We start from the raw sequence: 25,247 nt of genomic DNA, 5'->3' as shown, positions 1-25,247 counted from the left end.
AAGGCCAAATCTTACCCAATCAGAGCCAAAATAGGGATATGGAAAAAGTAATACCCCTCTGGAGGCCATAGATGGCGGGGCTTCCAGAGCACTTTGTCGTTTTTGGACGGAAAATCCCTAGAACCCCAACGTGGTCAGTTCTTTATACGTTACCATGTAACGCAATAAATGACGATGTCCTAATTATGGGACGGAAACTCCCTAGAATCGCCAAGTTTGGCTAGTATAAACAGGTCATATTTGACCTGTTTTGAGAAATCTAGTATCCTGTCTGTCATGTATTTAGGTGATTCCTGTTTCTCCAGCTTCGGTTTGCTCCTCCCACAGGATGAGCCGTACGAGATGACGCTATCGGAAATCGAAGCGTGTTTTGGCACATCGAATCATGCTCGGCGCAATATTTTTGCTGGTTTGGTGCGTGCCGTGGAGAACCTGACCCATGCGGGTGTCCCCCGTATCGTATTGGGCGGGAGCTTTATTTCAAAGAAGCCCGAACCCGGTGACGCCGATATCGCGTGGTGGTACCACGAGGCGATACGCTGGGAATTGATCGATCCCGTGTTTCTGAGCCCAGAGCGGCGCCAGGTGCGAGGCAAGTACGGAATCGACCACAAATTGGATGGGTTGAAGGATGTCCCTTACGAGGACACGTTTGAAGCGTTCCTCCGGACCAATACCCGTATGCCGTTTGGCTTCCAGGATGTCGGTATCGTTCTGATCAAGTGTTGAGGTGTTGCATGATTACGTCATTACAGCAAAAGAACAAAGCGCTGGAGAAGTTAAAGCGATTGCAGGCACAGATTGATGCGCCGGCCAAACCCGGTGTGCCTGAGCATCTGCTCACACTGAACGCTGCACAACTTGACGATACAATGGCCGCCTTGCAAGCCGATATTGATGCCTATGATGCGGCCTGCGAAGCGGATCTGAACACGCTCGAGTTTGCCAGCTATGACGATTTTTGTAGGCTGCCCATTGTGGTGCGACTGGCCAGCAACCTGACATTACCGGACTTCGCTAACGCCATCGGCATCAGCGAGAGCCAACTCAAACGCTACGAAGCCAACGAGTACCACAATGCGCCGAGCCAAGTGTTCAACGCCGTACTGACGGCGTTCAATATCACTCTGAATGGCCGCATCCAGTGCAGTGCTTAAGGAGATCATCCATGCGTCATTTCGTTATTGGAGACATTCATGGCCATGCCCAGGCGCTGCAATCCATCCTGATGCACATTCAGCCCGGTCCGGCAGATCGCATTACCTTTCTCGGAGATTACATTGATCGGGGCCCGGACAGCCGAAGGGTGTTAGATCTGATTCTGGATTTGTCTTGCCAGGTTGATACCCTTGCCGGAAACCACGAAGCGCTGCTGCTGGCCAGCTTGGAGGATCCGGACGTCGAACGTCATTGGCTCCAGTATGGCGGCGATACCACGTTATCCTCGTTTGGCGTAACGGAGGTGCATGGCATTCCGGACCACTATATTGATTGGATCGCTCAGTGCCCATTCTATGTGGAAACCGATACCGCGATCTTTATTCACGCCTCGCTCGACCCAGAATTGGCGCTCGACCAACAAAGCTCAGAGCAACTGTTGTGGTGCCACAACCGTACACCGCTTCTACACTGCTCCAACAAACGGATCTACTGTGGTCATACCTCGAATGCGATACCCATAATCACACCACACTGGGTCAGTCTGGATACCGGAATCGCCAGAGGTGGTTACCTGAGTTGCCTGGAAATAGGCAGGGATATTCTTGTCCAAGCCGACCGATTTGGGTTGCGAGTGCCTGCGGCTGCATAAGGGGTTGTTCTGGAACACAAAAGAGCCCTGACTGTCTTTTAATCAGAATAACCATCACTCTTCGCCAACGGATTTTCTACTATTAGTCCACTTTTACCGTCTCGCGAACCAATAGCCAACGCCCTACGGACCCCACTTTAACCCTCGCACAATCAACAAGCGTAGCCGCTTTACAAGCCATTTATTCTGACTCGCATTAACCCGGTCATTCCAATACCGTCGGATCTCTCGCTCTACCTGGTCATCCACATCATCGGCACTTGCAATCCGGTCTAACGCGGGATCGACACAATCCTCATTCTTTTCTTGTTCTTCTAACAATGCGTGGCACTCCGCTCTCAATAACTGCATACACCCCATTACCGACAAAACAACCCTGAATCATTTCCCCACTGACCCGATCAAGATCAATCCACTCCGCAGGCATACCATCCCGCAAACTATAAGCAACCACTTCCAGCTTAACAGGAACAGCCCCCTTAAAAACAACAGCCTCATCACGTTCAATAAAGCCCAGCCAGGAAAAGTACCCAACCTCACCATCTCGTCTCAGGATACCCACCACTTCGCCTGATCGCTCCTGATCAAGCAAAATGTTCCGGTAGTTCAACTTACGCAGGAGCATTGGCATAATGAATATACTTTACTGTCTGGGGGGCTGATAATATATACAGTATAATGCTTAGACTACGTAGGAGTGAAAAGGGATAAGTAAAAGCATTGGGGTTTATGTGACTTTAATACTCAACGTTCTTCACAAAGATATGTCTGTTCTGGCTGCAGATAAAATGGCGAGACCAGTGTGGTCAATTTCGCCGATGTCCTTTTCTTCCGTACCTCTTGGAAAAGGCTACGCAGTTCATGACTTCAATAAAGTCACAATAAATTCAAGTAGGACGCTGGCTCTAGGTATCGCAGGCCTTACGCAAGATCATGGTTATACTCAGAAGATTGAGCATAGTGAAAAAATCGATGACGCGTTACAAGCGATTCGAAAGCACATCGAAGGTTTTGTGCCTATCTATGATCGCGGCAAATTAAGAAAATTGTCCCAGTTTAGTGCTAATGAGGGGATGGCTCCAGAACCCCATTTAGCTAGATATTTTCGAGCCCAGTAGCTCAAAATGCGGTTAGTTCCAGACGCTCTTCGCTGAGTCAGTCGCAGGCTGTATCATGCCTTGCCTGTCACCACCTCCGCTGAATTGGTAGTGTGTCATCGGCAAGTGCTTCGCGCGCCAAAGCATCTCCAGCGAAGTTGAGGGTCGCAGCATGGGTGCGTCACCATGATGATCAAAGTAATAGCTGTTCGAAGTAGCACAGTTGTGGTTCAGGAACACAGTCCCCTGCTGGCGCTTCTGTATATCCTGGAAGTAGTGATCATGCGCCTCTTGCCTAATCTCTACTCGCGTTGCTTCGAGCCTGCGGGACTCACGAATACACCTCGACAGGTGAATCGCGTTACCCTCCACCATTTTGAAATAAGACGTACCGATCAGGGCGTAAGGGCCGAGCATGATGTAGAAGTTCGGATAGCCCGGTATGGTCAATCCCTCGTAGGCTTGGTAGCGATTGTCATGCCAGAACTGTCCAAGGTCGGTGCCGTTGCTGCCGATCAGTTCGAAGGAGGGGATATTGCCTTTCTCGAATGTCTTGTAGCCGGTGGCGAGCACAAGTACGTCAATGGGGCGTGACTTGCCGTCGTTAGTGGTGATTCCCCTGCGGGTGATGTGTCGAATCGGTGTTGTCACCAGCTCGACGTTGTCCTTCGCGAAGGTTTTGAAATACTCGTTGGAGAAGGTGGGGCGCTTGCAGCCAAAGCCATAGGCAGGGCTGAGCTTCTCCCAGAGGTCCTGCCGATCAGGGAGTTGTTCGTACATGTTTTGGAGGGCAGCCTTCTCGCAGGCACGCACGATCCAGGGAGCTTGGCGGTAGTAGATGGCGGACAATACCATCAGGGTTTCGCTGGAAGCGTCCGTTACACTGCGAATACCTTGCTGTAAAGCAGGTGAGGCGCGAAATAGGGTTTTCAGCCAGCCCGGCAAGGTTCGATCCGGCTTTTTTAGCACCCAGATAGGTGTTCGTTGGTAAACATCAAGTTGGCGGGCCTGTCGAGCAATTTCCGGCACCAGTTGCACCGCGGTAGCTCCGGTGCCGATGACCGCGACACGCTTGCCCTTCAGGTCGATGCCCTTTGGCCAGCGGGCGGTATGGATGATATCGCCTTCGAAGTTGTCGAGACCCTCGATGTCGGGTAATTTGGGCGTGATCAGCCCCCCCCCTGCGGAAACCAGATGTCGCGCCCGCAGGGTTTTGCCCTGTTTCAATGACAGTACCCATAGGTCATTGTGCTTATCAAATCGGGCCTGTTGCACTTCGATGCCAAAGCGAATGTGTGGGTAGATCCCGTATTTGCTCGCCACTCGACGAGTGTATTGATACAGCTCGCTGCCCGGTGCGAATACCCGCGACCAGTTGGGGTTCTGTTCGAATGAGAACGAGTAAGTGAACGAGGTGATGTCCACGGCAATTCCAGGATATCGATTGTCACGCCAGGTGCCACCGACATCATAGCTGCGCTCGAGGATAAGGATGTCGTCGATACCGTCCGCTTTGAGTTGGATAGCGGTTCCAATCCCAGAGATGCCGGCACCCACAATGATGACTTCGTGGTCAGGGCGCGCCGAATGCATCGATTCCTCAGGTGCAAAGGCAGTCATGTTCATGCGACGGTCTCCTGTACGTTGGAGCAAGCCGGAACGTCGTTACCAAAATCGTGGCGATTTTGAGCTTTAACCGGGGCACTGCGTAACTGCGTTTGTACGAAGTTGATCAACCGTTCGGTGTCTTTTCGTGCTTCCGGCAGCAGTAGCCGCAAGATCGGCCAGACGTGCGGCATGTCTGGTCGCGATAGCAGTTTCACTGGCACGCCTGCCTGGCGTGCGCGTTCGGCCACGGCATAGGCATCATCGCGCAAGCATTCCTCCTCGCTCACCGTCAGCATCAATGGTGGTAGCTGTTGGTAATCGCCACGGCACGGGGAAGCGTAGGGGTGCAGCGGATCTGCGCCCTGCAGATAGAGCTTTGTGGCACCATCGATCATTGCTTGGGAAAGCATCGGATCGGAGTCGTTGTTGGCTTGCCGGGACATAAGCTTGCCAGTGCAATCAGCACCTGGAGAGATGGCGATGGCACATACCGGCATCGGAAGTCCCTCGTCACGCGCACGAAGTAGTGTTACCAGCGTCAGATTACCGCCGGCAGAGTCACCGGCGACAACCAGTGGCCGAGAGTCCTCAATCAATTCACGGTAAACGCACAGGGCATCGTCCGGTGCGGCCGGATAGGGATGCTCCGGAGCAAGCCGGTAATCGGCAAGAAAAATGCGCGCGTTCAGCGCCTGGGCCAACCTGCCACAAAAGTTGTGGTAGGTGTCGAGGCGGCCACCGACAAAAGCGCCGCCGTGCAGGAAAAGCAGCGTTACGGTCGGAGTGGCGGTGGTCAGCCACTGTCCTGGGATATCGGCGACACGCGAATACCTAAGGCTAACACCGCTTGGCAGCAGTGCGGGTAACAAAGGCGCATTCATAACCTTACGCAAATGACAAACCAGATGTTCGGGATCCTGAATATCGCGTTTCATCACAACGCGGAAAAGGGGCTTAATAATTTTTGCAGGAAGTGATGCCATTAGTGTCTCCTAATTCAGTCGGCCAGCAGGTGATAGGTCTCACCCACGATACGGGTGTACAAGCGAGGCATGAGGCGTTTGAAACGCCAAGCCATGCGGCCATCAATTTGCGGCAGCATATAAAGTTCCCCACGATCCAGCGTATCGAGTGTTTGTCGGGCGACCTTGTCGGCTGTGATCAGGGCGAAGCGGGTCATGGCGGCACGGGCAAACTCTCGGCGCTTTTCCGGCAGTTTGCCATCATTGACGATGTTGGTGGGTACCACGGTAGGACACAGTGCTGTGACGTTTACGCCAGTGCCAGCCAGCTCGGCGGCCAGTGTTTCCGACAGCGCAAGTACACCTGCTTTGGTGACGTTGTAGGTGCTCATCTCCGGCGCAGCGCCAAACGCGGCGGCGGAAGCGACATTAATGATGCCGCCATAGCCGAGATCCCGCAGTTTCGGCGCAAAGAAATGGCAGCCGTGAATGACACCCCACAGGTTGACGTTCATACACCAGTGCCAGTCTTCCAGAGATACCTCGCCGATGGGGCCGCCCAGACCCACGCCCGCATTGTTAATTACCAGTGTCACCGGACGGCCTAGTAGTTTCTCGGCTTCATCGCTGAGGGCGGCCATCTCTTCTGCATCGCCGACGTCACAGCGATGGGGAATGGCCTTACTTCCTAGCGCCTGTATGCTGGCGGCGACCTGTTCGGCTCGTGCCTCATTGATGTCTGAGCAGATTACCACACCCCCACGGCGCGCCAATTCATACGCAAAGCTACGGCCAATACCACTGCCAGCTCCAGTGACAACAGCGGCTGCGTTGCGGGAAGGTGGTAAAGGTTGTTTCGTCATAAGAACTCCTCAGGCGGGTTGCGCCACTGGATGCAGACCGTCGCCTATCCGAGGGCCGGACTGGTGCTTCCGTACCGCCTCGAACGCCTTGTGGGTGTCGTTGGTTTTCTCGTAAACACGCTTCCAGACCCTGATAATCTCCCGATTGTCATCATCCCAAGGGTGGAAGGTGGGGGAGAAGTAGGGAAAGATGCCTGCCAGCACTTTGGACAGAATGCCCGGTTTAAGGAACAGAATCCTGGTCATGTAGGCCGCTGAACGCAGGTTGAGGATTTGCTTGTCCTTATAGAGCAGGAACGCCTGATTGCCGACCATGAGCGGAAAGCCGAGAGTGATAGCCAGCAGCATGCCGCTGGTGCGCAGGCGATAACTACGCAGGCCGCCACCGCTGGCGTCGACGAACACATCAAAGCTGACACTCTTGTGTTCAGTTTCCTCAACGAAGTGCCAGTACAGCATGGCACGTAATTCAGGATGTGTTTCATCGAATAGCTCCGGGTGCTCCAGCAGCACCGCGGAAATGATAGCAGTGAAATGCTCGAACGCCGCCGCAATAGAGCTTTGCATGTCATCGCTCAGGCGATGCTGGAGCTCCTTGCGAATGTGCTTGAAGATCCCCTCGACCTTGTCGATAGGGACGCCCTGTTGCACGCATATGGCGTTCATCTCGTCATGCTCACGGGCATGGATGCGCTCCTGGCGGATGAACTCCAGCGCGGCCTTGCGCACTTCCGGGTCGCGCAATTTATCGAGCTGACGCCGTGCTGAATTCATTACCCAGCGCTCCCCATCCGGCACTGCGGCCAGAATGGCATTCATCCAATGTGTACACCAGGGGTCTTTGTTAAACCAGTGGCGCGCGACCGTCTCACAGTTCATTGGGAAATGGATGTCGCGCGTTACAACTTCGTCATAACCGATCTTTCGACTTGCCAGCGCCATTTGTCTGTTCTCCTAGTAGATTTCTTCATACTATTTAATTGGTCGACCAACCATATTATGTGTCTTGGTGACCTAATGGTCAAGCAGGTGTTAAACAAAAGGGTGGAAGATGTGTGTATTTGGCACAAAAGAAGGATCGCTTTGAGAGTTGCTGATCAAGTGGGAGCGGGGTTGTAGAATTGAAAACGGTGCGCTACGGAAACATATCGACTAAAATCATCGGCTTGCTTACGCAGGAGGATGAAGTGAAAAAGAAAAGAGAGCCCCAGCAAGTAAAAGGGTCTGACCGCGACTTTGTGTTAAATTCAGCCGCTCGGCTGTTTCGAGAGCAGGGCTATGATCGGACGACCGTGAAAGAAATTGCCGAAGCATGCAATTTACTACCCGGAAGCCTTCATTATCGCTATAAAGCCAAGGAAGACATTCTTGTTGATTTGATGCGGCTGGGCTTGGAGCATGCTTCGAGCGCTGTCTACAGAGCGGTGACAAGCGCAACAGATCCTGTAGAGCAATTACGGCTAGGCATAAATTCGCACCTGGAATTAGTAGTCAGTGGCTCGGATTTGGTCTACGTGCTGCTGTTCGAATGGCGCTCCTTGCGCGGTGAAGCACGAGCGGAAATGATCGAACTGCGTGACCGCTACGAGGCATTATGGGGCGCTATGCTTAGGTCTCTTGCAGATGTAGGGGTGCTACGTGAGGACGTTGATCAGGATTTGCTGCGCCTTATTGGTCTTGGAGCACTCAACTGGGTAGCAACCTGGTTTCGTGAAGATGGTCGCTATTCGCTTGAGGAGATAGGTGATTTCGTCTGGCGAGTGATTCGCGACGCGGTGCTTAAGGATTAGGTGCATAGTTCCTCATCTGCTTTCCAAACGAAACGCCAATGCGTAAAGCGCTGGCACGAACAAAAGCGTAATGGCGGTGCCTAAAATGACACCACCAATCAGAACATACGCCATCGGCCCCCAGAAAATATCGGTCGTCAAAGGGATGAACGCAAGCGCAGCTGCCAAAGCGGTTAGCACCACCGGTCTTGCGCGCCTGACAGCTGCCTCGACGACCGCATCTGACGGCAGCATGCCATCCTCAAGGTTATCGCTGACCTGCTGAGTTAGAATTAGAGTATTGCGCATTAATATGCCCGCCAATCCGATCAGCCCAAGTAAGGCGACAAATCCGAAAGGCTGCTTGAAAACCAGCAGTGCTACGACAGAGCCAATGACGCCCAAGGGTGCTGTTAAAAGCACTATCACAACACCAGGAAAACTTCGCATTTGCAGCACCACGCAAGTTACCATCAGGGCAATCATCAGTGGGAAAACCTGATTTATAGAGTCCTCTGCTTCTTGTGAACGTTCCAGACTACCCGCAATATCAATCCTGTAACCATCAGGGAGCGCTGCATGAATTGATTCCAGATCCGCCCATAATGCTTTGGTGACATCTTGTGGCTGCGCATTCTTTACCTCCCCGCGAACAGCCAGAAAGAGCTCTCGATTGTGTCGTCGAATCATGGCATCTTCGTAAGCCAGTTTCACCTCGCCCAGATGCGAAAGTGGTATCTTTTGACCCTGTTCATTGCGGAGTTCATAAATGGGCGGCTCATTTTGGGCTCGCTTGGCACCCTGGCCGCGAACGTAGACATCAACAGTTCTGATGTCTTGTCTGACCTCAGCTATTGGAACTCCATCTGTTCGATATTGCATTTGTTGAGCAACTGAGAGTGGTGTCAATCCCATTAGTCGAAGGCGCTGTTCATCTATTTCCAGCTTCAATGTCGGTACACGTTGATCCCACTCCAAATGCGGATTGACGACGTGAGGGTTGTGGGACATGACCTCCCTGACTTGGTGGGCCACTTTCCTTAAGGTCGCAGGGTCTTGTCCGACGACACGGAAGCTGACAGGCCAGTCAACTGGCGGCCCGAACAACAGGCGTCTGATACGAATACGCGCCTCGGCAAAAGTACCATTGGCAACATGTTGGTCTAATGCAGCAATAATTCGGTCACGCTCAACCGGTCCCGTCGTTGTTACGATTATTTTAGCAAACGAAGAGTCCGGATGCTCGGGGTTGACCGAGATGAAAAAACGTGGCGCCCCGCCACCGACATAACTGGCGTAGTTTTCAACACCACCCATGGAATCTAATAGTTCTTCAAGACGTTTGACGGTCGTATCCGTTGTCGTGACCGATGTACCTGGTGCTAGATTCACATCGATCAAAATTTCGGGCCGATCCGAGCCTGGGAAGAACTGTTTTTCCACCGGCCCTACCATGCCTGCGACGCTTAGCACTAACATCGCAAAGGTAATAAAGACCACGGTCCGCCGATGGCGAACACACCACGTAATCAAGGCCCGTAGATACTCGTACACCCGGGATGACTTGTAGTGATCGCCCATATTGCCGGGTTTCTGCTTGGGTGCACGTAAAATCTTTACGCCCAAATAAGGGGTAAAAGTAACGGCCACCAACCAACTGATAATGAGCGAAAAAGCCAAAACCCAAAATATATTGCCAGCGTATTCACCTACCCCAGATTTGGCAAATCCAATCGGAACAAAACCAAACATGGTAACCAGAGTGCCGAATAGCATAGGCGAAGCTGTCGCATTCCAGGCATGAGTGGCGGCACTTACTTTACTCCAACCTTCTTCCAGTTTTACCAACATCATTTCAATCGCAATGATGGCATCATCAACCAATAAACCCAACGCGATGATTAGTGCCCCTAAGGTAATACGATCCAGATTGATATTGGCGGATTTCATCAGCACAAACGTCAGCCCCAGGGTGATTGGAACAGCGATACCCACGATCAAACCGGCGCGCAGTCCTAATGATAAAAATCCAATACTCATCACCACGATTACGGCCACCAGAAACTTCACCTGGAACAAATTAACTGCCGCTTTAATGGCATCCGTCTGATTGGTGATTTGATCCAGTTCCATACCCAAGGGAAGCTCAGCTCTTGTTTTGCTTAGAAACGCGTCAAGGCGTTCACCAAATACTAATCCGTTTTCACCCTTGTTCATGACCACGCCGACCAGTATTGCATCTTCTCCATTGACACGAGCAAAATACGACGGTGGTTCCTCGTAACCTTGCGTAATGACGGCAATATCACCCAGCCGGATTAGATGGTCACCGGCACGGATAGGGACCTGTGCCAATCGCTGAGGATCAGACAGATCTGAATCGAGCCGAAACCTTAGGCGCGGCCCGGTGGTGTCAATCTGACCGGCCGGGATAAGCGTATTGTATGCTCTTATCGCGTCGAATACGGCTTGGGATGAGATGCCGCTGTTCGTCATAACAACGTTGTCTAAATCGACATAGACTCTCTCTTCGCGCTCGGCGATCAAATCGGCTTTGCGGGCACCGGGAATGAGTTGTAATTCATCTCGGAGCCGCTCGGCGTAACGTGTTAATTTTCGCACCGGAAGGCCGGGCGCAGAAAGGCTAAATAGGCTGAAATACACATCGGAAAAGTCATCATTGACGATCGGCCCTATAACCCCTTCAGGCAAATGTGAAGACAGATCCAGCATGCGCTTTCTAACCTGAAACTGTAGTTCCGGCGTTTTATTCTGTGGCGTGTAATCATGAAATTGAACCTGGATATCAGCCCGGCCTGCCTTGATTGTCGTTTTGATTTCGTCAAGATATTCAATTTTCTGGATGCTCTTCTCGATTGGGTGAACCACTTGCTGTTCGATCTCTGCAGGAGTGGCACCAGGCCAGACTGCTGAAACCACTAACATTTGCAGTGTAATAGAAGGGTCTTCCGCACGTCCCAATGAGGCAAAAGCATAAGCCCCTGCGAACACGGATAAAATCAGGAAATACAGCGTAACGGATCGCTCCCGTACTGCAAGTGCCGATAGATTAGGAAAGCTCATTGCGCGTATTCTTTAACAGGCATTCCTGGTACTAGCAGATGAGTACCTAAGGCGATAACTCGATCACCAGTCTTAAGGTGTTGCCCTTGAATTTGAGCTGAGATAGGCGTCACCCCAACCACCGCAACGGTCTGGGGTTGGGCCTGTTGATCGACAATTTGCCAGATTTGGGTATTACTTCCTCGCTCATCCAGTGCCGCCAGTGGAACTGAATAGACCTGTGTGGGAGAGTCAGGGACCATCATGCTGACCCTGACCAGCATACCCAACTGTAACTCGCTACCAGAGGACTCAATCTGATAACGAGAACGCCAGGTTCTGCTGTATTCGTTAGCGGCGCCAGCGGTTTCACGAAGCTTTAGTGGTATGCGGGCATCATCGATATGGGCTAGCGCTTCTGTCGGTGGAAAAACGCTCCTGGGTAGGAAAACTTCGATCTCTAACTCGCGAGTATCAGCCAATATTCCTAGGGGTTGTCCAGACTTTACCACTTGCCCCGGCATCCCTGTGACATTCACCAAGATACCTGGCCTTGTGGCGGTTAGGGACGTATGCTGAAGCGCAATTTCTGCTTGTCGAAGTCTAGCCTGGGCAGCCTCTTTTCGCGCTTGCGCTGCACGTTTGGACAACAAGGACGCTTCAAATATACTTTGGCTAATACTGTTCTGTTCGATCAAGCGGCTGTCCCGAGCGAGGTTGGATTCCGCGTGTATCAATTCAGCTTCAGCAGCTGTCAATTGGGCCTTTGCAGCCTCCAGGCTTTGTTCAAATTCCCTTGCGTCCAACAAGAATAATGGCTCGCCGGTTGCCACAATTTGACCGGAGTCCACATACCGTTTCAGAATTCGGCCACCTACTTGAAAGGCTATAGCAACCTCTGTACGCGCCTCTACTGTGCCTGTAATCCCTTGAGGCACGGTCGTAGAATGCTCTGACACTACCGCAGTGTATACTGGATGGGGTCTGTTCAGTACAGTATCTAAGTGAGAGGACTCCTGACAGCCATACAGTGTTAACAGCGAAAGAAAGAGAGCTAGACGCATGAAAAGTAAAACCCCGGCAATTAATGAACGTGAGCGTACACATAGCATATCGGGCCATGGTAAGCAGAGAAAACACACACAGATAGCCGTGCTGCGTTAATAATTGCGAATCATCCTGGGAGGTCGATCTGAATAATATGCATTAACTTTCATGTTTGCCGCTATTGGCAATATGGTGAAATACCAGACATCGAGTAACAATGGTTAGCGTCCTTAAGCTCTAGCTCCAAGAGGGGAGCCTCCACTAATTGCCTGTCGGTTGAAGATACATTATTTGGCTTCGAATCATTTGATTCACTCACAACACTAACAAGAAATACGTTTATCGCTGTTAAGCAGCTCAGAATGGCAATGAACTCAAGCACAATGATCCCCCCTTTTGAAGATAAACGTAAAGTAGCGCACATCCAGAGGTTGGTCAACCACCCAATGACCGTGCAACAAGTCTATAGTATTGAGGATGAGGAGAAGAAGGGGCAAATAAGCAGACACCTACGCTACATGGCCACCTGGCTCAAAATCGTGGGTTTTCGTTCAGATGCCCCCCCGCTGGTCCGTTATGCCGTCGCAGAGTCTGACAGAGGAATTTTGTTTCTTGCTAAAATGTCCTGGTATAGTATTGATATTTGGTTGGCCACCCAATAAAATATCCGTAGAGGTTGACACCCTGTGAAGGCTTGTACGGAGGCCCTTTATGATGAACGCGATACCAATAAAGCCACGAAAAGTAACCTTTGATGTGTCTACTGTTCCACGACATTGGAATGGTGGAGACCCTGTGCTAACTCGTTTCTTTGATGCCCTGTCAGTGCATTTCCCCGAGGGTGAACGGTTTTTTATCCAGTCGGTACGGAATTTCCAGGATCGGGTAAAGGAGCCAGGTTTGCGTGAGGATATTCGCCACTTTATTCGTCAAGAGGGGCAGCATGGTATTGTCCATGATCGCTTCAATGAGGTGATGGTTGGGCAGGGTGTTGATGTTGACAAGATTACCAGCAATCTGCGGCGTTTCATTCGCTCGTCACAAAAGTACTTGCCAGAGAAGTATCAGCTGGCGATGACTGCGGCATTCGAACATTTTACGGCCACTCTGGGCGAGGCAATGCTTAAGGATGAAACTGACATGTTTACCGAAGCAGACCCTGTGATGAGGGCGATGTTTCTCTGGCATGGTGTGGAAGAGGTTGAGCATAAGGCAGTAGCCTACGACGTCTACCAAACGGCGGCGGGCGGCGGTTATCTGTCACGGGTCTCGGCGTTGGTAGTGACCATGCTAATGATTCATCTGGTGGTCGGGCCAGTGTTCGTGAACATGTTGCGTCTAGATGGCGCCATGCGCCAGCCTGGGGTGTTGATGCGTGGGCTGAATCGTCTCTATGGCCGACGTGGTATTCTAACTCGAATGTTGCCTGAATTCTTGGCCTGGTTTCGCCCCGGCTTTCATCCTTGGGATACGGGCATGCCAGAGAAAGTGGCGGCATGGCTGGAAGAGTATGGGGATCATGGCGACCCAATGCGTGCATCCGCTGCCGTTTACGGAAGCTCGCCGATGAGCGAGGCAGCCTGAGTGGATGGCGAAAAGGCGGTTATGACTCACTGCCATAGGCCGGGCAGGCACTGTGGCAGTTCAGCAATACGTGACTTACTTGAGTACCATGGCTTATTTATGAGCGAAGCATGTTGTTTCGGTCTCGGGGCTGGGCTCGGTATTACTTACGTGGAGATACCAGGTACCAGCACCCCTTTCATTGTTCATGTGCGCTCAATGGGGTTCGAGGAGAAGGTGTTTAATACGTTAGAGGTTCCTTTTTGTTGGACCAGTTACAGCGACAAGCCGTCCGCCAGCGCTGATTTATATCAGGCATTGCATGAAAATCGGCCTGCATTGCTTTTAACGGATATATATCATCTGCCTTATTTTGGCAGTAGCACGCATTTTCCTGGACATGCCATCGTGGCATGGCACCTCGACGAGGAGCGTAACGAGGTGCTGGTTAGCGATACGGAGCGCCCGGACTTAATTGCTGTTGCGGCGAAGAACCTGGCTGATGCACGTTTCTCGACCGCGCCACCCTTCATTCATCACGGTAACATGTTCGCGCCTCACGCCATTGATTCCAGTGTAACTCCAGAACGTGTGCGGCAAGCAATCTTCGACAATGCCTACGCGTTGGCTAATGGAAACCGTTTTAGCGGGCTTGCGGCTTTGGATACCTGGGTTGATGCGCTACCACGCTGGTCAGCGGAGGAAAACTGGCGATGGTCGTTGCGCTTTGCCTATCAGGTGATCGAAAAGCGCGGTACAGGTGGCGCTGGATTCCGTGCCATGTATGCCGATTTTTTGGAAGAAGTGGGAGAAATGCTCCCCGCTGTAATTCATGCGAATTTAGTAGAATTAATGCGCAGTGCGGCAGCGAGTTGGTCTGGTTTGGCTGAGACTTTGAAACAGGGCTCCGAGTCAATGGTGTTCCCCTTCGTTGAAATAAAGAGCGCCATTAATCATGTAAAGATGCGCGAGTCACATTACGTGAAGTATGCGCTGGATGTCCTGGCCTAAGTCACAGCAAATCCATAGGTTCTTGGATGCAATTAATTATATAAGAAGTTACCAATGATTGAGGAAGATACCTTGGCGGCGGATCGTAATATGACCATCGCCGAAACATTTTTTGGAACATCTCATCCCTTGTTCAATGCGTTTGGTGTACAGGTGGAAGAAATCGGCAAGGGGCGAGCAGTGATGAGTCTTGCCTGCCGTCCTGTCCTTTGCAATCGAGTTGAGGGTGTTCATCGCGGAGTGGTAGTCACGTTGCTAGACACCAATTGTGGGCTGGCGATATTTTCGCGACTCGGTGATATGCGTCCGATTGCCACTATTGATCTTCGTGTCGACTTTATCAAGGAAGCGCCTAGCGGGGAGGGTATTTTCAGTGAGGTGGAGTGTTATGCGGTGCAGGGTGATATAGCTTACGTCCGCGGGCGCGCTTACGCGTGCTCTGATCACTCTTTGTTGGCTTCGGTGTCAGGCTCCTTTGCTGTTGGTACTCTTGGTCCAGCGTTTGATTCAGCGATGAAAGAAAGGAGCTAGGAAATGAGTGAACCAACTGTGTTTGAAGCTCCACGAATGAATAAAGTGCAGAAAGAGATGCTTGTGAATACCCCTTTTGTGGAGTTTCTGGGGCTTGAAGCGGTGGATTCGGATAAAGGTATAGCTTATCAATTGTCTTTCCGTGAGGAGCATATCGGCAATACACTGCTACGCACTTTTCACGGAGGCATTCTCGCTAGTTTTGGCGAAATCACAGCGGCCCTCTATCTGGTGCAATCGCTTGATCTGGATAAAGAACCTTCGTGTAACAGTATGACCTTTGACTATCTCCGTCCCGCGTTTGCTGGGAGCATTCGTGCCGAGCCTCGCCTTATTCGTGCTGGCAGACGTTTTATCGTTGTTTCTGTCGATATCTATCTGGACAAGAAACTTGTCTCGATTGGGCGTTTTATCTACACCCGTTAATATAAGGAGCTTCTTGTGATCATATCACAGACTTTGCGCCGTGCCGTGCAGCAACATCCCAATGGTACTGCGACGATCTATAAAAATAGAAAGCAGTCATGGCGGGAGTTTGAAGGCCGCGTGGCTAGACTTGCTGCAGGCCTGCTGTCATTGGGGATAGAAAGGGGAGCCCGCATTGCGATCTTGTCTCTTAATAGTGACCGCTATCTCGAATATTTCTATGCGGTGCCCTGGGCTGGCGCGGCCCTTAATCCCGTCAATATTCGGCTTGCTCCCCCGGAAATCGCCTTTACTCTTAATGATTCCGGCTCGTCAATCTTGTTTGTGGATGACACCTTCAGTGCGATGCTACCGAAGTTGCGTCCGTTGCTTGATAGTGTCGAACATGTGGTGTTTATGGGCGACGGCGAGTTACCGGAAGGTTGTGTTAGCTACGAGGCGTTGATTGACGCGTCGAAACCGATACAGGATCTCAGCGAAGGCGGAAAGGAGCTCGCCGGACTTTTCTATACCGGGGGCACCACCGGTCGATCCAAAGGGGTGATGCTGAGTCACGACAACCTCGTTTTTAACGCGCTCAATGTGGTGCCGGAAATGAGTTACGGGCCTGACACTATTTATATGCATGCGGGCCCGATGTTTCATCTGGCTGATATGGCAAGCACCTTTGCAGTAACCCTGGCCGGTGGAACCCACGGGATTGTGCCACGCTTCGAAGTCAGCGATGTGCTGGGCTTCATTGAGTGCGAGAAAGTCACACACACGCTACTCGTACCTACAATGATCAACCTTCTCGCGTCGTCCGGAAAAATAAAGGATTTCGATGTCAGCAGCGTGAAGCGCATGCTGTATGGCGCGTCGCCGATGCCAGAGGCAGTATTGATCAGTGCCATGGATCAGATGCCGCACGCCATGTTTGCCCAGGGTTATGGGCAGACGGAGGCTTCACCCATCATTACCGCGTTGGCCCCGGAGTTCCATGTGCTGGGAGGCGACAAGCTACGAAGTGCGGGCAGGGCTGCCCTGGGTGTTGAGGTTGTCATTCTTGACAAAAATGATGTTGAGCTACCGCGTGGCGAAGTCGGGGAGATCTGTGCCAGAGGGGGGAACGTTATGCTTGGTTACTGGGGAATGGAGCAGGCGTCGGCCGAAACTCTGCGCAACGGCTGGTTGCATACCGGTGATCTCGGTTATATGGATGAAGATGGGTTTGTCTTTATCGTAGATCGTAGCAAGGACATGATCATCAGTGGTGGAGAGAATATCTTCTCTGTTGAAGTGGAAGGTGCCATCTACAGCCATCCTGCGGTGCAGGAATGTGCGGTAGTAGGGATTCCTCACGACGAATGGGGTGAAACAGTGCATGCCATCGTAGTGCTTTGCGAAGGTCATACTCTTAAGCAAGACGAACTTTTGGTCCATTGCCGGGAACGGATTGCCGGCTACAAGCTCCCTCGAAGCGTCGAGTTTCGAAGCGAACCATTGCCCATAAGTGGTGCCGGTAAGATTCTCAAAAATGAACTTCGAGCTCCTTACTGGCAGCAGAAGGAGCGGGGGGTCAACTGAACCACTGTTTTTGCTAAGATCAATTACTAACACGGAATAAACCATGAATCTTGAATTTACACAGGAAGAGTCGGATTTTCAAAAGTCCATACGCGCATGGATGCGGGAAAACGTACCTGAAGAACTTGAGCGCGTGTCAGCACTCGGTAATATGCCAACCAAGTCGCAGCAGCAACAGTGGGAGAGGAAATTGGGGAAACAGGGCTGGCTGGCGCTAACTTGGCCAGAACAGTACGGAGGGCCAGGCTGGACGGCGACGCAGCGCTATATCTTCGATATCGAAAGGGCGATGGCCGGAGCGCCGCCAACCAGCCCCTTCGGTGTCGCAATGGTGGGCCCAGTTATTTATACATTCGGCTCGCCGGAACAGAAGGAGAGATGGCTGCCTGGGATTACCAGCGGCGAGACTCTCTGGTGTCAGGGATATTCTGAGCCCAATGCCGGGTCGGATCTCGCGTCGCTTAAAACCCGCGCTGAACGCAAACAGGATCACTATCTGGTCAATGGACAGAAGATCTGGACCACGCAGGCGCATTGGGCAGACATGATGTTCTGTCTCGTCAGAACCGACCCCGAGGCAAAGAAGCAACAGGGCATCTCTTTTCTGCTTATTGACATGAAGACACCGGGCATCGAAATTCGCCCCATTTATTCCATTGATGGGCACCATCATCTCAACGAGGTATATTTCACTGATGTCGAGGTACCTCTGGAAAACCTGGTTGGCCAGGAGGGTATGGGCTGGACCATCGCCAAGTTTCTACTGACACATGAGCGTACCACGATAGCTGGTGTGGCAGACAGCTATTATGCGTTGGCACGTATGAAGCAAGCGATAGAAGATGCGCCCTATTATACTGACAAGCAATCGTCAAGGCGGCGTATGGCCGAACTCGAAGTCGAATTGATGGCGCTGGAGTACACCAACTTTAGAACCGTTGCGGCAACAGACGAGGGTAAACCCTTCGGACCGGAGTCCTCTGGGTTGAAAATCAAGGGTACAGAACTGCAGCAAAAGATGTCCCAAACCATGGTTGAAATGGGCGGGTTGATGTCACTTGCCTGGGATAGTCCTTCGGCAGTGGGTAATGAAAGCTTCAATAATGCTCCCCGGCGTTACAATTTTTTGCGTGCTTGCACGATTTATGGCGGCTCAAATGAGATTCAAAAGAATGTGCTTGCCAAAATGCTATTGGGATTATAGGGGGCGATAATGGAATTCAATCTTTCTGAAAACACGACAATGGTTGCGGATACAGCGAGGCGCTATCTCAAGGATCACTATGGTTTTGTTACTTACAATGAACAGCTAAAACAGACCAGTCATTGTGATCCAGAACGATGGGGGCTAATGATGGAGCTTGGGTGGTTGGGCCTCCCATTTCCCGAGTCCGTCGGAGGCTACGGTGGTGAGTTAATTGATGTTGCGATGATCGTCAGGGAACTTGGAGCGGCCTTGTGTCTGGATCCTTATGTGGATTTGGTGGTTGCTCCTGGAAAACTGCTCGAATATATCGGAACGGACCGCGCGCTCAGAGTATTACAATCTATAGTCGAGAACGATGAAAGGGTAGCGTGCGCGTTATATGATTGTAATGCTGGTTACAGCGTTCATAAACCGACTGCAACCATCAGAGATGGAAAACTGTCAGGCCAAAAGAGTTTTGTTCCTGATGGTGGCTGCGCGAACAAAGTCATAGCGACAGCTAGAATCAGGGACGAGCTAGCATTGCTCCTTTTGCCACTTGAAAGCTGCGAGCTCACTCGTTATAGGGCGCTGGACGGTAGCCGATACGCAGATCTGGTGTTTCATGATATCAAGATTGAGGATGAGATGATTCTCTCGTGTGGCGCGGAGACTAGCGATGTTATCAACCGGGTTGTTGCCTGGCTTCAGGCCCTTGATTGTGCGCGGATGTATGGCGCTGCCAATGCGCTTTATCAGCGTACCCTTGAATATGCTAAGACGCGTAAGCAATTCGGCGCAGCCATAGGTAGTTTCCAAGTTATTCAACACTATCTTGTGGATATGTTCACTGACCTCCAGCAATTGGAGTCAATGTTATTCATGGTCTCAGTGAAAGCAGAGCTAGGAAATGCGCAAGAACGAGATCGCGCGTGCTCGGCGGCGAAGGCCTACTATGCCGACAAGGCGGTAAAGATTGCTCAGCAAGCCATCCAGATTCACGGTGGTATTGGGGTTACCGAAGAACTGGACATTGGCCATTACTTTCGTCTCATGACGCACTGTTCATTGACTCATGGGCATCGTGAATTTCATCTTGATCGTTTGGCCTCCCTAAGCGAGGTAAATGGTCGTGCATGATTTTGATTTCATCGTCGTGGGAGCGGGTTCCGCTGGCTGTGTCCTAGCCAATCGATTGAGTGAGTCGGGGAAGTTCTCGGTATGCGTGCTGGAAGCAGGTCCGCATGACAATAGCGGGTTCGTGAACGTGCCATTCGGAGTCATCGGACTGATCAAGGAGGGAAAGCGCAACTGGGGTTATAATACTGTAGCGCAGAATTCGCTTGATAACAGACAACTTTATTGGCCTCGCGGAAAAACCCTTGGTGGGAGTAGCTCGATCAATGCCATGGTTTACATTCGTGGTCAACCTCAGGATTACGATGCTTGGCGCGATTTAGGTTTGGAAGGTTGGGGTTGGGAGGATGTGCGACCGATCTTTAATGCTCACGAGCATAATGAGGAATACTTGTTTGACACATGGCATGGTAACGGAGGACCGCTGAATGTCACCCGCGTCAGGGATCCGAACCCGCTGACTGAGCTGTTTATTCGTGCTGGCCAGGAGCTGGGCGAAAAACGTAACGATGATTTCAACGGCGAAACCCAGCGCGGCTTTGGTCGTTTCCAAGTGACGCAAAAAGACGGGCGACGCTGGAGCGCGGCACGGGCGTTTCTCGATCCGGCGAAGGAACGAAAGAATCTTGGTATTCTGACAGGTGCAATGGTCTCCCGAGTTCTGATCGAGAATGAGCGTGCGGTGGGGGTCGAGTATATTGATGCGGCGGGTACTTCACACGTGCTTCGGGCAAAACGTGAGGTTGTTCTTGCAGGAGGAGCTATCAACTCCCCTCAATTGCTAATGCTTTCAGGCATTGGTGACCGTGAGCATCTGCAAAGTGTTGGTATTGATTGTCTAGTTCATTCTCCTGACGTGGGTCGCAATCTCCAGGATCATCTCGACATGACTATATCTGTTCATGATCGAAGTCGGCAGTCGATAGGCTTTTCCCCTTACTTCTTACCGCGTTTGCTGCGTGCGTTCTACGATTACTTCCGCTATCGGCGCGGGTTTCTTGCCAGCAATGCAGCGGAAGCGGGGGCGTTTGTCAATGTGGGTGGCGGCTCTTGTCCGGATGTACAGTTGCATTTTCTGCCTACGTTTTTACGTGATCACGGTAGAAAGTTGACCCCAGGCTTTGGTTGCACTATCCACGTCTGCCAGTTGCGACCCAAAAGCCGGGGATGGATTCGTCTGATCGATAACGATCCTGGTAGCGCACCACTAATCAATCCCTGTTATCTGTCCGACGATGATGATCTTCGAATTCTGCGTGAGGGTGTCAAGTTGGCTCGCCGGGTATTCCACACCAAAGCTTTCGCTAGAGCTTATGGAGGCGATGATCTGCCGGCTAGCGATGTCGTCACTGATGCCCAGATAGACGCTGATATACGTCAGCGTGCTGAATCCATCTATCATCCGGTGGGCACCTGCCGTATGGGAAAGGATAATCTGTCAGTAGTAGATAGCCGGTTAAGGGTCAGAGGCTTATCTGCTTTGCGTGTCGCCGACGCATCCGTCATGCCGTTATTAATCAGTGGTAATACGAACGCGCCTACCATGATGATTGGCGAGAAAGCGGCTGGTTTTATTCTTCGGGACAATTCGTGATTAGATAATTGAATATCGGTGACGCGTTTATCGGCAATTCAAATCAAAGGTATATTATGGAATTAAACGGTAAGATAGTGGCAATTACAGGTGGTGGTCGCGGCATTGGCCAGGCAGTAGCAGTGGGTTTGGCTAAGAAGGGTGCCAAGATTGCTATCCTAGATTTGGATCAAGATGCTTTGGCTAAAACGAAGGCATTAGTGGAGGCAGAGGGCAGCGAAGCCCGTGGATATCAATGTAATGTCGCTGACGAGGAACAAGTAGAGTCCACTTTTAGTCGAATCGTTGCGGATTTTGGTTCCATTGAAGGCCTAGTGAATAATGCAGGTATTCTTCGTGACGCTCAGTTGATCAAAGTTAAAGAAGGCAAAGTGGTTAAAAAGATGAGTGCTGACCATTTTGAACTTGTTGTAGATGTGCATATGAAAGGCGCTTTCTTATGTGCCCGCGAAGCGGCTGCACACATGGTTGAACTAGGTGTAAAGGAAGGCTGTATTGTTAGCATGTCATCTATCGCTTATCGCGGTAATTTTGGTCAAACAAATTATTCTGCAGCCAAAGCTGGCATTGTTTCCATGAGTCGTGTTTGGGCGAAAGAACTTGGTCCATACAATATTCGCTCAATGGCTGTTGCACCGGGTACTATTGAAACTGAATTATTAAGAAGTATGCCTGCAGATATTCTGGAAGACTTTGCGAAAATGGTTCCACTACGTCGAATTGGTAACACAGATAATATTGCTCAAGCGGTAGAATCTATATTTGAAAATAGCTATCTAAGCGGCGATGTAATGGAAGTTCATGGTGGCTTTACTATTTAAGTATACGGTTAATGTAGTGGTGTTGCGGTTATTTCCCTTAACCAATACTCTCCTTTTACTATCGGTGGAAAAATAATAAACGAGGTCAGTATGTCCCTGGATTTCGATGGAGCACGATTACCCAACCCCTATTTGACCGAAGATCACGAGGCCTGGCGCGATCAGCTGCGTAAGTTTATTGATTCCGAGCTGATGCCCTATGCCAATCAATGGGAGGAGGATCATAAGGTTCCCGATGAGATCTTCCCCAAGGCTGCTGAAGTGGGCATGTTTGCCGTGGGTTATCCCGAGGCCTACGGCGGCCTGACTGAAGGGTTGGATGTATGGCACGGCAATATCATCTATGAAGAGTTGGCGCGTCTTGGTGCCGGTGGTGTCGGTGCCGCTCTCACCGTGCATGGTATTTCACTGCCTACCATTTTCAAACTGGCCTCCGAGGAAGTTAAGCAAGAGGTTGGCCCCGCTGTAATCAGTGGTGAAAAGCGTATTTCTTTGGCCGTGACCGAGCCCGGTGCAGGTTCTGATGTGGCGCAATTAATCACCACTGCTGTGTGCGATGGAGATTTCTATATTGTTAACGGCTCCAAAACCTTTATCACTGGCGGCATGTACTCCAGTTGGGCCTCCACCGCCGTTCGTACCGGTGGAGAAGGGTTGGGCGGTATCTCTCTGTTGTTGATTCCTCTCGATGCCGAGGGCGTTAGCCGCACGCAGCTGGATAAAAAACAGGGCTGGTGGGCATCCGATACCGCGACCTTATACTTCGACAATGTGCGAGTGCCTGTAGGCAACTTGGTGGGCAATGAAAACGAAGGTTTTAAAGCCATTATGGGCAACTTCAATCTGGAACGTATGCAGTTGATTGTGTCCATGGAAGCCTTCGCCCGCGTCTGTCTCGAAGATGCGGTAAAGTGGGCCCAGGAGCGTAAGACCTTTGGCAAGACCTTGTCCCAGCATCAGGTGATCCGTCACAAAATTGCTGATATGAAACAACGCATAAACGCCACTCAAGCCTATATCCAAGTATGCTCCAAACAGTTGATGGATGGTAAGCCCAATGCTGGCGATATCGCAATGTGTAAGGTGCAGGCCAGTCAGACCATGGAATTTTGTGCTCGTGAAGCCATGCAGATTATGGGGGGTATTTCCTATATCCGTGGCAATCGCGTGGAGCGTATTTACCGTGAAGTGCGCGTCAATGCCATTGGCGGGGGATCGGAAGAAATTATGCGTGATCTAGCGTCACGTCAGTATGGGTTTTAATCACGAAAAGCCATTATAAATGGCCCCTCATTCCCGCGAACACCGGAATAACGCAGATAACTAAAGCGCACACAAAAATATAAAGGATAACAACAATGACAATGAAACTGCCTACATTTAAGTAATTTTTTTTTCCCGTAAGTAGAGCAGGTAGCCACAGACAATTAAGCGAGAGAGAATAATTATGAGATTTACTGAAGAACACGAAGCAATACGTAATACCATTGCCCAGTTTATTGATAAAGAAATCAACCCCTACTGTGATCAATGGGAAAAAGACGGTATCTTCCCAGCTCATAAGCTGTTCAAAAAAATGGGCGACCTTGGTCTTCTGGGGATCGCCAAGCCAGCCGAATACGGCGGTATGGGATTGGACTACAGTTATCAAATTGTGTTCTCTGAAGAGCTAGGTCGCATTGCCAGTGGCGGTGTTTCCATGGCCATCGGTGTGCAAACCGATATGTCTACACCGGCCATGGCCAAGTTTGGCAGCAACTACATCAAGGAAGAGTTTCTTTCAAAAGCCATTGCAGGTGATGCAGTATGCTCAATTGCTGTGAGTGAGCCTCACGCCGGTTCTGATGTGGCCAATATTAAAACCACTGCTGTAAAAGACGGAGACGACTACATCATCAACGGCACCAAAATGTGGATCACCAACGCCACCCAAGCGGACTATCTGTGCCTGCTGGCCAATACCGGTGGTGACAAGCCTCATAAGAGCAAATCTTTGATCGTCGTGCCTACCAACACCCCGGGTATTTCATTCTCGGAAAAGCTCGACAAATTGGGCATGCGTTCTTCCGATACTGCACAGATTTTCTTCGACGAGGTGCGCGTCCCACAGAAGAACCTGATTGGTGAAGAGGGCATGGGTTTTACCTATCAGATGATTCAGTTCCAGGAAGAGCGTTTGTATTGCGCTGCGGGATTACTGAAGTCCATGGAACACTGCATTAACACCACCATTGAATACACCCGCGAGCGCCAGGCGTTTGGTAAGCCGCTGTTGGATCAGCAGGTAATTCACTTCCGTCTGGCGGAGTTGCAAACCGAAGTAGAAGCTCTGCGTGCGTTGACCTATGACGCGGTAGATGGCTACATCAATGGCATGGAAGTGACCTTGAAAGCCTCCATGGCGAAGTTGAAAGCGGGGCGTTTGGTGCGTGAAGTCACAGACGCCTGCCTGCAGTACTGGGGAGGTATGGGCTTCATGTGGGATAACCCAGTTTCCCGCGCCTACCGTGATCAGCGTTTGAGCTCTATTGGTGGTGGTGCCGACGAAGTAATGCTTGGCATTATCTGCAAGAAAATGGGCATCTTACCGCGCTTAATTTAGCAACAGGGTTATTAGCAGGGTTAGTTCATGGGAATTGTTGATAGAAAGATTCATTAACTTACTTGTAGTAATTGCCAACATATACATGGTGAGAAAATCAAATGCCGCTGCATTCCGCTCAACCAAACTAGCATTTATGGTTTTTCTGTTACAAAAAATGCCTCCTTTATCTAAAGGAGGCTTCAGAAAATGCACTCTAAAGAGTGGCACAAAAAACGATCATTAGACTTATATAAAGCAGTTTAGATTATGCCACCTTACGGCCCCAATTTAGAATTTTTCCACCAGTCTCAGAGGTGACTTTTTTACCCGCCCTATAAAGATCGAACACCTCCTTTTCGATCCTTGCCATCTCTTCACCAGTAACCGATTCCGAACTCATAAAATCAATGTAATCATGGCCTTTCCGCGTAAGTTTAGCGTACATGTTGAAGGCATCATTTAACATTTCTGTTAATACGACGGTAAGCGTCCGGCGATTACCCTTTTGTAGGCGCACCCCATCCATGAGGTAACAGCTCGCCGATACGGCTAGCTGGCTGAGTCGGCAGCCGGGTCAATACATCCTTCAGATACGCATAAGGATCATGC

25 protein-coding genes are annotated in these 25,247 nt (G+C 50.9%); 17 read left to right on the top strand and 8 right to left on the bottom strand.

Going from position 1 to position 25,247, the window contains the following annotated elements; all coding sequences use genetic code 11:
* Positions 1 to 276: 276 nt before the first annotated feature.
* The 3 genes from D9N13_RS08500 to D9N13_RS08490 are packed head-to-tail and all read left to right on the top strand — an operon-like array spanning position 277 to position 1,810.
* The gene (locus D9N13_RS08500; protein WP_411268146.1) at positions 277 to 729 is read left to right on the top strand and encodes a DUF6932 family protein; all 453 of its coding nucleotides are present in this window, start codon (positions 277 to 279) and stop codon (positions 727 to 729) included.
* Between the two features lie 8 nt (positions 730 to 737).
* A complete protein-coding gene (locus tag D9N13_RS08495) occupies positions 738 to 1,157 on the top strand; it encodes a helix-turn-helix domain-containing protein (RefSeq protein ID WP_290588217.1) in 420 nt (139 codons plus the stop codon).
* 11 nt (positions 1,158 to 1,168) lie between these two features.
* Positions 1,169 to 1,810 carry a metallophosphoesterase family protein gene (locus D9N13_RS08490; protein WP_290588215.1) on the top strand — a complete coding sequence of 214 codons (642 nt, stop codon included), beginning with the start codon at positions 1,169 to 1,171 and terminating at the stop codon, positions 1,808 to 1,810.
* Positions 1,811 to 2,105: 295 nt separating this feature from the next.
* On the opposite strand, the gene D9N13_RS08485 is transcribed toward D9N13_RS08490, so the two are convergent.
* Positions 2,106 to 2,441, bottom strand: a complete 336-nt coding sequence (locus D9N13_RS08485) for a hypothetical protein (protein ID WP_290588213.1) — start codon at positions 2,439 to 2,441, stop codon at positions 2,106 to 2,108.
* A gap of 100 nt (positions 2,442 to 2,541) precedes the next feature.
* On the opposite strand from D9N13_RS08485, the gene D9N13_RS08480 reads away from it, so the two are divergent.
* Positions 2,542 to 2,928: a hypothetical protein gene (locus D9N13_RS08480; RefSeq protein ID WP_290588211.1), complete on the top strand. Its 387-nt coding sequence runs from the start codon at positions 2,542 to 2,544 to the stop codon at positions 2,926 to 2,928.
* Positions 2,929 to 2,940: 12 nt separating this feature from the next.
* Here the strand turns inward: D9N13_RS08480 and D9N13_RS08475 are convergent, their stop codons facing one another.
* The 4 genes from D9N13_RS08475 to D9N13_RS08460 are packed head-to-tail and all read right to left on the bottom strand — an operon-like array spanning position 2,941 to position 7,282.
* A complete protein-coding gene (locus D9N13_RS08475; RefSeq protein ID WP_290588209.1) occupies positions 2,941 to 4,533 on the bottom strand; it encodes a flavin-containing monooxygenase in 1,593 nt (530 codons plus the stop codon).
* Positions 4,530 to 5,498: an alpha/beta hydrolase gene (locus D9N13_RS08470; protein ID WP_290588207.1), complete on the bottom strand. Its 969-nt coding sequence runs from the start codon at positions 5,496 to 5,498 to the stop codon at positions 4,530 to 4,532. Before D9N13_RS08470 ends, D9N13_RS08475 begins: the two co-directional genes overlap by 4 nt.
* Positions 5,499 to 5,512: 14 nt before the next feature.
* Positions 5,513 to 6,340, bottom strand: a complete 828-nt coding sequence (locus tag D9N13_RS08465; RefSeq protein WP_290588205.1) for an SDR family NAD(P)-dependent oxidoreductase — start codon at positions 6,338 to 6,340, stop codon at positions 5,513 to 5,515.
* 9 nt (positions 6,341 to 6,349) lie between these two features.
* The gene (locus tag D9N13_RS08460; RefSeq protein WP_290588203.1) at positions 6,350 to 7,282 is read right to left on the bottom strand and encodes a metal-dependent hydrolase; all 933 of its coding nucleotides are present in this window, start codon (positions 7,280 to 7,282) and stop codon (positions 6,350 to 6,352) included.
* 188 nt (positions 7,283 to 7,470) lie between these two features.
* Between D9N13_RS08460 and D9N13_RS08455 the strand changes: the two genes are divergently transcribed.
* Positions 7,471 to 8,130, top strand: coding sequence for a TetR/AcrR family transcriptional regulator (locus tag D9N13_RS08455; protein WP_290588223.1), 660 nt, complete (start codon positions 7,471 to 7,473; stop codon positions 8,128 to 8,130).
* A gap of 12 nt (positions 8,131 to 8,142) precedes the next feature.
* On the opposite strand, the gene D9N13_RS08450 is transcribed toward D9N13_RS08455, so the two are convergent.
* On the bottom strand, positions 8,143 to 11,193 hold the full coding sequence (locus D9N13_RS08450; protein ID WP_290588201.1) for an efflux RND transporter permease subunit: 3,051 nt from the start codon (positions 11,191 to 11,193) through the stop codon (positions 8,143 to 8,145).
* Positions 11,190 to 12,236 (bottom strand): efflux RND transporter periplasmic adaptor subunit, encoded by a 1,047-nt coding sequence (locus D9N13_RS08445; protein ID WP_290588200.1) that lies wholly within the window; start codon positions 12,234 to 12,236, stop codon positions 11,190 to 11,192. Before D9N13_RS08445 ends, D9N13_RS08450 begins: the two co-directional genes overlap by 4 nt.
* 345 nt (positions 12,237 to 12,581) lie before the next feature.
* Between D9N13_RS08445 and D9N13_RS08440 the strand changes: the two genes are divergently transcribed.
* The 12 genes from D9N13_RS08440 to D9N13_RS08385 all read left to right on the top strand — a co-directional run bounded on the left by D9N13_RS08440 (position 12,582) and on the right by D9N13_RS08385 (position 24,656).
* A complete protein-coding gene (locus tag D9N13_RS08440) occupies positions 12,582 to 12,881 on the top strand; it encodes a hypothetical protein (RefSeq protein ID WP_290588198.1) in 300 nt (99 codons plus the stop codon).
* Between the two features lie 49 nt (positions 12,882 to 12,930).
* A complete protein-coding gene (locus D9N13_RS08435; protein WP_290588196.1) occupies positions 12,931 to 13,803 on the top strand; it encodes a metal-dependent hydrolase in 873 nt (290 codons plus the stop codon).
* A gap of 21 nt (positions 13,804 to 13,824) precedes the next feature.
* Positions 13,825 to 14,793, top strand: a complete 969-nt coding sequence (locus tag D9N13_RS08430; RefSeq protein WP_290588221.1) for a BtrH N-terminal domain-containing protein — start codon at positions 13,825 to 13,827, stop codon at positions 14,791 to 14,793.
* Between the two features lie 54 nt (positions 14,794 to 14,847).
* On the top strand, positions 14,848 to 15,324 hold the full coding sequence (locus D9N13_RS08425) for a PaaI family thioesterase (RefSeq protein WP_290588194.1): 477 nt from the start codon (positions 14,848 to 14,850) through the stop codon (positions 15,322 to 15,324).
* Between the two features lie 3 nt (positions 15,325 to 15,327).
* Positions 15,328 to 15,750, top strand: coding sequence for a PaaI family thioesterase (locus D9N13_RS08420; RefSeq protein ID WP_290588192.1), 423 nt, complete (start codon positions 15,328 to 15,330; stop codon positions 15,748 to 15,750).
* 15 nt (positions 15,751 to 15,765) lie between these two features.
* Positions 15,766 to 17,316: a long-chain-fatty-acid--CoA ligase gene (locus D9N13_RS08415; protein ID WP_290588190.1), complete on the top strand. Its 1,551-nt coding sequence runs from the start codon at positions 15,766 to 15,768 to the stop codon at positions 17,314 to 17,316.
* Between the two features lie 43 nt (positions 17,317 to 17,359).
* Positions 17,360 to 18,520: an acyl-CoA dehydrogenase family protein gene (locus tag D9N13_RS08410; RefSeq protein ID WP_290588188.1), complete on the top strand. Its 1,161-nt coding sequence runs from the start codon at positions 17,360 to 17,362 to the stop codon at positions 18,518 to 18,520.
* A 9-nt stretch (positions 18,521 to 18,529) separates the two neighbouring features.
* Positions 18,530 to 19,642: an acyl-CoA dehydrogenase family protein gene (locus D9N13_RS08405; protein ID WP_290588186.1), complete on the top strand. Its 1,113-nt coding sequence runs from the start codon at positions 18,530 to 18,532 to the stop codon at positions 19,640 to 19,642.
* The gene (locus D9N13_RS08400) at positions 19,635 to 21,233 is read left to right on the top strand and encodes a GMC family oxidoreductase (protein ID WP_290588184.1); all 1,599 of its coding nucleotides are present in this window, start codon (positions 19,635 to 19,637) and stop codon (positions 21,231 to 21,233) included. Before D9N13_RS08405 ends, D9N13_RS08400 begins: the two co-directional genes overlap by 8 nt.
* A 56-nt stretch (positions 21,234 to 21,289) precedes the next feature.
* Complete coding sequence (locus D9N13_RS08395) at positions 21,290 to 22,054, top strand: SDR family oxidoreductase (protein WP_290588182.1); 765 nt, start codon at positions 21,290 to 21,292, stop codon at positions 22,052 to 22,054.
* A gap of 90 nt (positions 22,055 to 22,144) precedes the next feature.
* On the top strand, positions 22,145 to 23,317 hold the full coding sequence (locus D9N13_RS08390) for an acyl-CoA dehydrogenase family protein (protein ID WP_290588180.1): 1,173 nt from the start codon (positions 22,145 to 22,147) through the stop codon (positions 23,315 to 23,317).
* Between the two features lie 184 nt (positions 23,318 to 23,501).
* The gene (locus D9N13_RS08385) at positions 23,502 to 24,656 is read left to right on the top strand and encodes an acyl-CoA dehydrogenase family protein (RefSeq protein ID WP_156873103.1); all 1,155 of its coding nucleotides are present in this window, start codon (positions 23,502 to 23,504) and stop codon (positions 24,654 to 24,656) included.
* A 479-nt stretch (positions 24,657 to 25,135) separates the two neighbouring features.
* Here D9N13_RS08385 and D9N13_RS08380 read toward each other — a convergent pair.
* Positions 25,136 to 25,247, bottom strand: a 112-nt coding sequence (locus tag D9N13_RS08380) for a transposase domain-containing protein (RefSeq protein WP_290588140.1), incomplete at its 5' end; no start/stop codon positions are given.

Origin of the sequence: Ketobacter sp. GenoA1, assembly GCF_003671475.1 — a bacterium.
Lineage (GTDB): Bacteria > Pseudomonadota > Gammaproteobacteria > Pseudomonadales > Ketobacteraceae > Ketobacter.
The sequence above is the reverse complement of the archived record's forward strand: the minus strand, read 5'-3'. Positions and strand labels throughout refer to the sequence as shown.